We start from the raw sequence: 11,016 nt of genomic DNA, 5'->3' as shown, positions 1-11,016 counted from the left end.
ACGTACGGATAAGTACGCTGCATTCTTCGAAATTGCGCAAGCCTTGATCTTGAACTTTTTACGGCACCATCTGAAATCAGACTTTTTACGGTGCCATCATGGTTTATGGTTTTGTAAGGTAAACAAACATTTTGGCGGCGATGCGGGCGGCGGTGAACTCCGATACCTGGGTATTGGGGATTTTGGCCAGTTCGGTGATGTCTGCGGCAACCACTTTTTTGCCCGAAGCCCCCAGGCGGCGAAGAAGCTCCACCATCTGGCGGTAGCTCAGCCCGCCGGGTTCCGGGGTTCCCGTGCCGGGGATCACGGACGGATCCAGACCGTCGAGATCCAGGGTCAGGTACACGGTATCCGGCAGGGCGGCAATGGCCTGGTCCATCCAGGAATGATCCAGCGGATCAATGCCGTGGGCAAAAAACGGGGTCAAACCTTGATTTTTGACATATGCGGCCTCTTCTGCGGAAAAAGACCGAATGCCGGCCTGGACAAAGGGCAGGTGCAGATCATCTGCCACCCGGCGCATGACGCAGGCATGATTTAACCGGCTGCCGTTGTAGGAATCGCGCAGATCCAGGTGGGCGTCAATCTGCAAAACACCCACATCCGGGTATTTTTCAACCGCGGCTTTTGCAGTGGCAATGGTAATGGCATGATCGCCGCCCAAAAACAGGGTAAACCTTCCGGTCTCCAGGCACCGGGCGGCCGCCGCGCGGATTTCCTCCATGGCAGGCTCGGGCCGGGGTATAGGCGTAATCGCCGGCAAAGTGTGAATGCCCACCCGGCCCCAGTGCACAAGGGTTTGCTCGTCCACATCTTCAAGCTCGGCCGAAGCGGTGAGCAGGTGAATCGGCCCTTCCCGGCTGCCGATGCCGTAGGACGGTGCCACTTCGTAGCAGACCGGCAAAACCAGCACCGAGGCCGCATCCATATCCCGTACCTGCATTTCCGGACCCCCGAAGGGGACAAACAAGCTGTGAACCATGATTATTTCACAAATATGGCGGCTGCCAGCACCGTGGTCCAGAGACTTCCCTCGGCGCCCAGGGCGGCCTGGCTGACATGCCTGGAATGAATGATTTTGCCCGACATCTTATAGATGTCTCTGCGTTCATCATAGTCCTTTTCCGGGTCAAACTCGATGCCCAGCGTGGTGGCCAGCATGGAGGCGGCCATATCTTCTGCAAATTCGCCGGCTTCCACCTCGGTCTGGCCGAAACCGTGATGCTCGGAAAGATAGCCGTAGCGCTCGTTTCCCTCGGGAAGTGCAAGGCCGACGCTTGACACCAGACGGCGGCCGGGCTCCCGGCTCTGCTCCCTGGCCATAACACAGTGGGTGATCTCGCCGGGCTCAAGCTTGGCCAGGCCTTTTTCCTTTTCCAGGATCTTGCACCCGGGCGGGAAGATGGAAGAGACCTGGACCAGGTTCAAATGGGCGATTCCGGCCTCCCTTAAGGCATTTTCAAAAGAGGCCAGGTGCGCCTTGTCAATGCCGACCCCCTTGGTAAAAAACACATATCGTGGTACATACATGATCAGATTCTCCTGCTTGCAATCGCAGTGTTAAGTTTTAAGTGATTAAGTGTTAAGTTTTAAGTCTTAAGTAAAATCAAAAAGTTATTTCTTTATTGGTTGGCGCTTATATTAATTTCAGGACTTTTGACAACAGTACTTTTTCCTATGTGGTCCCGTAAAAAGTTCATCAAAAATAAGTAACTATATCAAAGACACCTGCAAAAATGAACCTTAAAATTTCAACCAAACGCCACTGCATTGAAACCGAGGTCAAAGGGCAATACAACAGGGCGGTTTCCAAATATTTCAAGGCATCGGGTGAAAACGAGAAAAAAGACCTTGAAAACCGCATAGACCTCTTGCATCATGCCATAGAAACACTTAATTTCAGTTTTCTGCGCAGTCGTTATCCGGAACTGCGCGGGGATTCTTCGGCAAAAATTTGCCTGTTCCGCGATAATGCGGGCACCATCGGCATAACCATCAATGGAGAGGAAATTGAGACGACAAACCCGAATTAACATACACCGGTTTTCCGCAGGCCAGGGACCGGGCCGGGGCCCTTATGACAGCACCCTTGTCCCCGTGGTGCTGGCCAAGTGGCTGATCACAACGGCGGCCGTGTTTGCGGCCGCCTACATAATTGAAGATATCGAAGTGAGCGGATTTTTGTCCGCACTTGTTGCAGCCGCGGCCATCGGCCTGCTCAACCTGTTTTTCCGCCCGGTGCTGCTGGTGCTGACCCTGCCCATCAATGTCATGAGCCTGGGCCTGTTTACCTTTATCATCAACGCGCTGATGTTAAAGATCGCATCGGTTCTCACCCCGGGCTTTTTGGTGGTTGGATTCTGGAGCACGGTTTTCGGCTCCATTATCATCAGCCTTGTGAGCTGGATCCTGAATTCCCTTCTGGCGGATATCCAGCGCCCGGGGCCGGGATCCGGTCCGGGACGACGGCCGGGATCCGGGCCGGGGCCGGGGTCGCGCCCCGGGCCCGGATCAGACGATCATATTGACCTGGAAAAAAGAGGAGACAGATGGGAGTAAAACCGGCTGATGCCCTGCGCGACCAGCTCAGGCGCATCGACGGCAAGGGATATAAGGCCTACAAGGACATTGCGGGCGGCTATGATTTCAAAGAGTTTGCCCTATACATTGATCATGTTCAGGGAGATCCGTATGCCGCCCCGTCGCGTCTGCGGGTGCGTGTCAGACGCGGCGATTCGGGATTTACCAAAGACACCACCAAAAACAAAAGCCGCACCATCGCCCTGGGCGATTTTTTAACCCGGAGATTTTCCCAGCAAAGCCGGCGGCTGTCAAAGGGAAGCCGGGGCAGCGGCAAAGGCGGGGCCATCACCATTGACCGGCCCGGCCAGCAGATCCTTGAGCGAAGCGCTTTTCTGATCAATGACGATTTCGTTGAAGCCCGGTTTTTCATGGGGCTGCCGGCATTGGGCAGAAAAATCGCCGGCCGGGACGCGGAGGCCATGTTTTTCTCCGAGCTGCCGGAGATTGTCAGCACGTCCCTGTTTTTCTCCGCCCTGGACCCAAAAGCCGTCTACCGGCACATCGAAACCGCGGAAGACGCGGACGCGGCCCGGGCCATGCTTTTGGAAAAAGGCCTGATCGCATTTATTGCAGACAACAGCCTGCTGCCCCGCAGAAGCGGAATCGACGACCGTCCCCTGGATGATCCCGCTGCTGTGCAATTTGCCTCTGATGACACCTACCGGGTCACCCTGGATCTGCCCAATTCCGGAAAAATCACCGGCATGGGCATTTTTCACGGCATCAGCCTGATTGTGGGCGGGGGATATCACGGAAAATCCACCCTGCTCCATGCCCTTGAACGCGGGATTTACAACCATGTACCGGATGACGGCAGACAATTTGCCGTCACGATAAAAAACGCGGTCAAAATCCGGGCCTGCGACGGCCGAAGCATTGCACAAACCGATATCTCTTCATTTATCAGCAACCTGCCCCTGCAAAAGGACACGGCCCGGTTTTCCACCCAAAACGCCAGCGGCAGCACCTCCCAGGCGGCCAACATCATCGAGGCCGTGGAAGCCGGGGCCGAAGCCATACTGCTGGACGAGGACACATCCGCCACCAACTTCATGATCCGGGACCGCCGGATGCAGCAGCTGGTGGCCAAACAAGGCGAGCCCATCACCCCGTTTATCGACAAGGTGCGCCAGCTCTACACCGAAAAAGGGGTTTCCACGGTGCTGGTCATGGGCGGCTCAGGCGATTACTTCAGCGTGGCCGATCATGTGATCCGAATGACCGAATACCTGCCGTGGGACGCAACAGATGCGGCCAGACAAATCGCCCAAAACGACTCCGCCGGGCGGCAGGCCGAGGGCGGAACGCAATTCGGCCGGATTGCCGCCCGCATTCCCCAGGCACAAAGCATATCCGTGTACCGCCGCAACAAAAAGATGAAAATCGCCGGCAGAGGGGTACGGGAAATCCTGCTGGGCGAGACAGACGTGGATTTAAGCGATCTGGAACAAATCGTGGATCCTTCCCAGACCCGGGCCCTGGCCCATGCCGTCTATCATGCCACGGGCTTTATGGACGGCCGCAGATCCCTGCGGGAAGTGGCTGAAAAGGTGATTGCCGATATTGAAAAAAACGGGCTGGATGTGCTCACCCCCTTTGTCACCGGCGATCTTGCGGCAATCCGCGCCATTGACATCGCCGGTGCCATCAACCGGATCCGCACCCTGCAGGTGAGCCAGAGATAACCTCGTTCAAGGTTCAAGGTTCAAGGTTCAAGGTTCAAGGTTCAAAAAAATAAAACCAAAGCTTTTTACGCCAGAAGCAGGGTGCAGGCGAGAACGGCAAACATGATGCCAGCCAAATCTGCGGTCAGGGCCGCGGCCATGGTGTGGCGCACCCTCCGCACCTGCACGGCCCCGAAATAAACCGCCAGCACGTAAAACGTGGTCTCTGTGGAACCCTGAAAAGTGGAGACCAGGTAGCCGATATAAGAATCCGGCCCCACTGCGGGGTCATTGATAATCGATGCCAGCACCCCGTAGGCCCCGGAGCCTGAAAGGGGCCGCAGCAGGGCCATGGGCAGGGCTTCTGCGGGCAACCCGATTTTTCCCGTCACCGGTCCCAGCATACCCACCATGGCCTCCAAAGCACCGGACGCCCGAAACATTCCCACTGCCACCAGGATGGCCACCAGGTAGGGAATGATTTTGACCGCCACATAAAAACCCTCTTTTGCCCCTTCCACAAACACCTCGTAGACCCGGACGCCCCGGATCATGCCGTAGGCAAGAAAACCCGCCACCAACCCGGGGATAATCCAGGGAGAAATCACGGTGCCGTAGATGATGGCCAGGGGATGATTGTGATCACGCAGCAAAGCACCAAAAGGCTCACCCATCCGGGATAGCCCGCTGAAGCCGATGCCAGCATGTGGGCATATTCATGGTCCGGATTTTGGTCCGAATCCGGATCAGAATTCTGATTCAGGTCGTGTTCTCCTCCGGCTCCGGTGCGTTCGGCAGTCTCCGTTGTGGGATCTGCTGCTGGCGTGCCTGTCAAAACAGCCGGGGCCGGGGATGAAAACCGCTGGTAGAGCTTGGTTGCAGCGATGGCCACCAGCGTGGAGCCCAGGGTGGCAAACAGGGTGGTGGGCAGAATTCCGGCCGGGTCCCCGGAGCCCGCAGACGCCCGCAGGGCGATCACGCCGGTGGGCAGCAGGGTTATGCTTGAGGTGTTGATGGCCAGAAACAGGGCCATGGCATTGGTGGCCGTGCCCTTTTCAGAGTTGAGCTTGTCAAGCTCCTGCATGGCCCGGATGCCAAAGGGGGTGGCCGCGTTTCCCAGGCCCAGGGCGTTTGCGGACATGTTTAAAATCATGGCGCCCATGGCCGGGTGATCCGCGGGCACATCCGGAAACAGCCGCACCATCACAGGCCGCAGCAGCCGGGACATGACATTTAAAAGACCGCCCTTTTCCGCCACTTTCATCAGGCCCAGAAACAGGGTCATCACCCCGATCAGGCCGATGGCCAGTTCCACCGCACCGGCCGCCGAATCCACCACGGACCGGGACAAGGCCTCGATGGGCATGGTGTCGCCGGTTTGCGGGCCGCCCAACAGCTGGCGGACAGCAGCAAACAAAAACGCGATCATCACAATGGCAAAAAATATCACATTCATTGCAGCAGGCCTTAAAACAGGCTTTTCTGAACCGGAGCCGACGGTTCAGGTTTTTCCGGGGTTTGAGCGGATTGGACATATCCGCCATTTAAGATGTCCGCGGGTGGAGAATCGTCATAGTGGACAACAAAACGCCCCGGCCCGGAAACCTGCACTGTACGCGGGTAAAAAAAGCGCAGAGCGGTTTCCTGCCGGGTCATCACGGGAAAACCGTAGTGCGTATTGGTGTATTTCAAGGGCTTGCCATCGGCCTTTTTCGCGGCTGCAAAATTCATGTGCGCACGGAGCCGGTCGTCAAGCACCTGTCTTGCAAAATCCGGGATCTCCCGGCTCTTTTTTTCCATGACCGGATAAAAATCCTTTTCCATTTCCACGCCCGCGCTGTTTCTGGCTGCGGCCATGGCCGCAAACATGGTGGTGCCGGTGCCGGCAAAGGGGTCGAGCACAGTGTCTCCGGCCATGGAATACATGTTGATCAGCCGGTAGGGCAGCGCAAACGGAAACGCCCCGCTTCGCTTGCGCAAATTTTTTTCCAACAGGTCCTGACGGGCGCCCTTGAGATCAAACCAGATATCCGAGAACCACTGGTTGCGCTCCTCCCAAAAATAGGCGCTCTGATGGCGGTACAGGCGCTGGTCCGCGCCTTTAAACTCCCGCTTGGCCCCTTTTCTGAAAATCAGCACGTATTCATGCTCCAACGTGACATAAGCCCCGGCCGGCAGCATGCCCGAGCCCATGAACTTGTTGGGCGCGTTTGTCTGCTTGCGCCACAGCACCGCGGGCAGCGGATACATGCCCAATGTTATAAAGGCCTGCATGATCCGGGAGTGATTGGGATACAAAGAAAAATTTTCACCTGTCTTGCGCACGGCATCGCCGATATTGATACAGGCAAACCCGCCGGGGGCAAGCACCCGGCAGACCTCCTGCCAGACAGGATCCAGGACCTGGTGCATCCGCTCAAAAGCGTCCCACCCGTTTGCCGCCTCCAGACTTTCGGCAACGGCCGGCTCCAGGTGCGAAAAGGTTTCATCCCACATTCCGATCATGGGATAAGGCGGGGAGGTCACCACCAGTTCCACACTCTGATCGGCCAGAAAATCCATTTTCCGGCTGTCGCCAAACCAAATATGGTGGCCGGTTTCCATCACGGACGCTGAACCTGGGCGCCCTGCCTGACAATCTCCAGGACCTCGGCAGGGTCATCTGTCAAATGAATAATATCAAGGTCTCCGGGCGAGATTGTCTGATGGGACAAAAACTGCTGTTTGATCCATTCCACCAGGCCGCCCCAGTATTCCCGGCCGAACAAAATCACCGGCAGGGGCATAATCCGGTCGGTCTGGATCAGGGTGACGGCCTCAAACAACTCATCGAGCGTGCCAAAACCACCCGGCATGATCACATAGGCGGACGCGTACTTGACAAACATGACCTTGCGGACGAAAAAATACTTGAACTCCACCTGAACATTGGCAAATTCATTGGGGACCTGCTCCCTGGGCAGCTTGATGTTTAATCCCACGGACTCGCCGCCCTTGTCTGCCGCGCCCTTGTTGGCGGCTTCCATGATCCCGCCGCCGCCGCCGGTGATCACGGCAAAACCGTTTTGCGCAAGCATCCCGGCCAGGTCCATTGCCTTCTGATAATAGGGATTGTCCTCGGTCATTCGTGCGGAGCCGAATATGCTCACTGCCGGGCCCAGATCATATAATGCCTCGACTCCGTCGACAAATTCCCCCATGATCTTAAACAGCCGCCAGGCTTCGGTGAGCTTGATGTCTTCGACGATGTGCTGCTTTTCCATGTCCCAACCTTTCTTCTAAATGATAAGCATTCGGCTTTAGTAGCAATCCGGCTATGGGTTGTCAATTGTTTAAACACCCGGCTCAAGCGATATCCGGCAATGATTTGGTTGACAGAATAAAGGGCAACGTGTTAAAATTATAAAATTATATTAACAAATTATCAACGAAATGAATCATTTGGACAATCACTTGACAAAAACCGTCACCGTTGTCAATGAACTCGGTCTGCACGCCAGGCCTGCGGCCATGATTGCAAGGCTTGCCATGAAAGCCGAATCCGGCGTCTGGCTGATCAAGGACGACGAAGAAGTCGATGCCACAAGCATCATTGATATTCTCTCAATTTCCGGCACCAAGGACTCCCGGATCACCCTGAGAATAGAAAATTCCTCAGACAATGAAATTCTACAAGAAATCAGCAAGTTATTTGAAGCCGGCTTTGAGGAGTAATCACTCTTATTATGACAACAGAACCCACAGAAGAAATCGTTCTCCACGGCATCAGCGGCTCCCAGGGCATCTGCATTGGCAAGGCATACCTGGTGGACCGGGAGGGCGTTGATGTTATTGAACGCTATAATATCGACACCAAGGACGTCGACAAGGAACTCAAGCGCTTCAAGGGCGCCGTCAACAAGGCCAAAAACGAACTTTCCGGCATTATTGAAGACATTCCGGAAGACCTGCGCCAGCATGCCTATATCCTGGAGACCCACCTGCTGCTCCATAAGGACAAAATGCTGTACGGCAAAACCATTGAGCTGATCAAAAACGAGCAGATCAATGCGGAATGGGCCCTGAAAAAGGCCTCGGCCACAGCCAAAAGCGTTTTTAAAAACATATCCGATCCCTATCTGCAGGCCCGGGGCGCAGACATTGAACATGTATGCGACCGAATCCTGCGGCATTTGATGGGGGCGGTGGACGTGGATATCTCCGGGATCAACAAGCGCGTGATCCTTGTGGCCAACAATCTGTCCCCGGCTGAAACCAGCCAGATCCAGCTCGACCGGGTCATGGGCTTTATCACGGACCGGGGCGGGAAGACCTCGCATACCAGCATCATCGCCCGCACCCTGGAAATTCCTGCCGTTCTGGGCCTGGAACGGGCCACGGCCCTGATCAAAAACGAGGATTTGATCATTGTTGACGGCAATGAAGGCCTTGTGATCATCAACCCTGAAGAAGAGACTCTGGTCCGCTACGAAGAGCTTTCCCGCAGATACGAGGCATATAAAAAGGAAGAAGTCCGCCGGGGCGAGCTGCCGGCCACCTCGGCAGACGGCCAGCATTTCAGGATCATGGGCAACATTGAGCTGCCCGAGGAGGTCGTGGCGGTCAAGGACCATGGCGGAGACGGCATTGGACTTTTCAGAACCGAATTTCTGTATTTGTCGAGAATCGATTTCCCCGGAGAGCAGGAACTCTTCGATCAGTACAAGGAAGTCGTGGAGCTCATGTCGCCCTTGCCGGTGACCATCCGCACCCTGGATATCAACGGGGACAAGGAAATAGAGAGCATGCCCTCCCCGGAAGAAGCCAATCCGGCCCTGGGCCTGCGGGCCATCCGGTTCTGCCTCAAAAACCCGGAAATTTTTAAAACCCAGCTCCGCGCAATCCTGAGGGCCGCGGCCCACGGTTATGTCCGCCTGCTTCTGCCCATGATTTCCGGGGCAGAGGAAATCACCGAATGCCTCCGGATCCTGGACCAGGCCGCAGCAGAGCTGGAGCAGGAAGGCCTTGAATACAACCGGGACATTGAAGTGGGCATTATGATCGAAATTCCCTCTGCTGCTGTCATGGCCGACCTGCTGGCCGACATGGTGGATTTTTTCAGCATCGGCACCAACGATCTTGTCCAGTACACCCTGGCCATTGACCGGGGCAACCGCCATGTGGCCCACCTCTACAGCCCCATGCACCCGGCCGTGATCCGGCTGATCCGCCACGTTGTGGATGCCGGCCGCCACAGGGGCAAAAAAACCTACATGTGCGGGGAAATGGCCGCAGAACCCATGCATCTTCCCATTCTCATGGGCATGGGGATTGAAGAGCTGAGCATGGCCCCTCAGTCCATACCCAAGATCAAAAACATCATCCGCAAAATCAATGTCTCTGAGGTGCAAAAACTGATGGAGACCCTTTTGCAGCAATCCTCGGTGCAAGATATGGAGCGGATCATCATGGACGCATACGGCGAACTGCTAAACGAAGACATTTACGGCAAATAGCCAAATCCTGTCCGGTGAGCCATTTTTCAGTTTAAAGAGAAGGTCATTCATGAATCAAGACCATGTCAAAATCGTTACAGAGAACCGAAAAGCCAGGCACGAATTTTTCATCCTGGATGAATTCGAGGCCGGGATGGTCCTTCAGGGCACGGAGGTCAAATCCCTGCGCCAGGGCCGGGCCAACCTGAAGGATTCCTACGGAAGATTCAAAAACGGCGAGCTCTGGCTCCATCAGATGCATATCGGGCCCTACCCGTTTGCCTATTATGACAACCACGAGCCCGAGCGGCCCAGAAAACTGCTCATGCACAAATCCGAATTAAAGCGGCTTTACGGAAAAATCAAGGAAAAGGGCCATACCCTGGTTCCCCTGCGGGTGTATTTCAGAGATGGCAAAGCCAAGGTCGTCATGGCCCTGGCCAAGGGAAAACGCCAGTACGACAAGCGCGACTCCATCAAGGAACGCGAGGTCAAGCGCGAAATGGACCGGGCCAAAAAACACGCAAGGTAACACCGCAAAAACAGCGCTGTTTTTTCAAGCCAGCGCTGTTTTGCCTTTATTCGAACAGAGATACGCGCCAGGGAATGAAAATGCAGAAACCAATGGTTGACAATACAGGCAGGACCGCTTATTTTACAGATAACCAGTACCACCCTGCCGAAAAACACGCCTTGTAACTATGGGGGCGAAACGGCTTCGACGGGGGCATGGAAGCAATGGTTGCATGCCGAGTTCCGCTGACTCGTAAAACAGGCGGTGCTTAAATACAAAAGCAGACGATTATAACTACGCTGTAGCCGCTTAAGACGGCTACCGTCCTTCCGGGTTTTTTCCTGCGGGCCCGGAAAGGGCGTCGACTAGCAGGATAGCCGATACGGGTTGCTTGTTCCTGTTCAGGCGAAACACCAAACAGGCTTGCGGTTTGCGTATCCTGTCTGAAGGAGCCGCAAATAGCGAAATTCAAAATTCAGACTAAGCATGTAGATGCCGTTGTGGAATGTTTCCGGACGCGGGTTCGACTCCCGCCGCCTCCACCATTTAGAAAAGACAAACCCGTCTCTCTGGGGTCATTCTCCGGGATGACGGGTTTTCTTTTTCCCCTTGTTTCTAAAGGGTTTGCGCCCGTTTCACATCTTTCCAAAGCACCTCTCCGCACCATCGATTCTCCCCATCTTCCCGCCTTTCTTTCTCTGTTTGGCCCCTGATTCTCTGTTTTCTCCGGACCAAGTCCGAAGCTCGTCCGGAAAGCTACATCCTTGATTGATATGGGTTT

The 11,016-nt window shown here is 55.3% G+C and carries 12 protein-coding genes and 1 other RNA gene; 7 read left to right on the top strand and 6 right to left on the bottom strand.

Features of this window, described 5'->3' with window-relative positions:
* Positions 1-103 precede the first annotated feature (103 nt).
* Together speB and ACTCIA_RS15410 are read right to left on the bottom strand one after the other, a co-directional pair.
* On the bottom strand, positions 104-943 hold the full coding sequence (gene speB / locus ACTCIA_RS15415) for an agmatinase (RefSeq protein ID WP_463002695.1): 840 nt from the start codon (positions 941-943) through the stop codon (positions 104-106).
* 41 nt (positions 944-984) lie between these two features.
* Complete coding sequence (locus ACTCIA_RS15410) at positions 985-1,530, bottom strand: pyruvoyl-dependent arginine decarboxylase (RefSeq protein WP_463002694.1); 546 nt, start codon at positions 1,528-1,530, stop codon at positions 985-987.
* A 206-nt stretch (positions 1,531-1,736) separates the two neighbouring features.
* Here ACTCIA_RS15410 and ACTCIA_RS15405 point away from each other — a divergent pair, with 206 nt between their 5' ends.
* Genes ACTCIA_RS15405 through ACTCIA_RS15395 form a run of 3 tightly spaced genes read left to right on the top strand, consistent with a single transcriptional unit; the run spans position 1,737 to position 4,268 of the window.
* A complete protein-coding gene (locus tag ACTCIA_RS15405) occupies positions 1,737-2,033 on the top strand; it encodes a hypothetical protein (RefSeq protein WP_463002693.1) in 297 nt (98 codons plus the stop codon).
* Positions 2,011-2,559: a phage holin family protein gene (locus ACTCIA_RS15400; protein WP_463002692.1), complete on the top strand. Its 549-nt coding sequence runs from the start codon at positions 2,011-2,013 to the stop codon at positions 2,557-2,559. The genes ACTCIA_RS15405 and ACTCIA_RS15400 overlap by 23 nt, the downstream gene beginning before the upstream one ends.
* Positions 2,550-4,268, top strand: coding sequence for an ABC-ATPase domain-containing protein (locus ACTCIA_RS15395; protein WP_463002691.1), 1,719 nt, complete (start codon positions 2,550-2,552; stop codon positions 4,266-4,268). Before ACTCIA_RS15400 ends, ACTCIA_RS15395 begins: the two co-directional genes overlap by 10 nt.
* 65 nt (positions 4,269-4,333) lie before the next feature.
* On the opposite strand, the gene ACTCIA_RS15390 is transcribed toward ACTCIA_RS15395, so the two are convergent.
* Genes ACTCIA_RS15390 through ACTCIA_RS15375 form a run of 4 tightly spaced genes read right to left on the bottom strand, consistent with a single transcriptional unit; the run spans position 4,334 to position 7,510 of the window.
* Positions 4,334-4,921, bottom strand: a complete 588-nt coding sequence (locus ACTCIA_RS15390) for a spore maturation protein (RefSeq protein WP_463002690.1) — start codon at positions 4,919-4,921, stop codon at positions 4,334-4,336.
* Entirely contained in the window at positions 4,852-5,703 is an 852-nt protein-coding gene (locus tag ACTCIA_RS15385; RefSeq protein WP_463002689.1) for a nucleoside recognition domain-containing protein, read from the bottom strand. The genes ACTCIA_RS15390 and ACTCIA_RS15385 overlap by 70 nt, the downstream gene beginning before the upstream one ends.
* 11 nt (positions 5,704-5,714) lie before the next feature.
* Positions 5,715-6,851, bottom strand: coding sequence for a DNA-methyltransferase (locus ACTCIA_RS15380; protein WP_463002696.1), 1,137 nt, complete (start codon positions 6,849-6,851; stop codon positions 5,715-5,717).
* Positions 6,851-7,510, bottom strand: coding sequence for an LOG family protein (locus ACTCIA_RS15375; protein WP_463002688.1), 660 nt, complete (start codon positions 7,508-7,510; stop codon positions 6,851-6,853). Before ACTCIA_RS15375 ends, ACTCIA_RS15380 begins: the two co-directional genes overlap by 1 nt.
* 190 nt (positions 7,511-7,700) lie before the next feature.
* Here ACTCIA_RS15375 and ACTCIA_RS15370 point away from each other — a divergent pair, with 190 nt between their 5' ends.
* The 4 genes from ACTCIA_RS15370 (at position 7,701) to ssrA (ending at position 10,780) form a co-directional block, all read left to right on the top strand.
* The gene (locus tag ACTCIA_RS15370) at positions 7,701-7,961 is read left to right on the top strand and encodes an HPr family phosphocarrier protein (RefSeq protein ID WP_463002687.1); all 261 of its coding nucleotides are present in this window, start codon (positions 7,701-7,703) and stop codon (positions 7,959-7,961) included.
* 11 nt (positions 7,962-7,972) lie between these two features.
* The gene (gene ptsP / locus ACTCIA_RS15365; protein WP_463002686.1) at positions 7,973-9,742 is read left to right on the top strand and encodes a phosphoenolpyruvate--protein phosphotransferase; all 1,770 of its coding nucleotides are present in this window, start codon (positions 7,973-7,975) and stop codon (positions 9,740-9,742) included.
* A 49-nt stretch (positions 9,743-9,791) separates the two neighbouring features.
* On the top strand, positions 9,792-10,253 hold the full coding sequence (gene smpB, locus ACTCIA_RS15360; protein WP_463002685.1) for an SsrA-binding protein SmpB: 462 nt from the start codon (positions 9,792-9,794) through the stop codon (positions 10,251-10,253).
* A gap of 171 nt (positions 10,254-10,424) precedes the next feature.
* Positions 10,425-10,780: a transfer-messenger RNA gene (gene ssrA / locus ACTCIA_RS15355) on the top strand.
* The last annotated feature ends 236 nt before the right edge of the window (positions 10,781-11,016 follow it).

This window comes from Desulfosalsimonas sp. (assembly GCF_055149105.1).
Note: the sequence above shows the minus strand (reverse complement) of the source record. Positions and strands in the feature narration are given on the sequence as shown.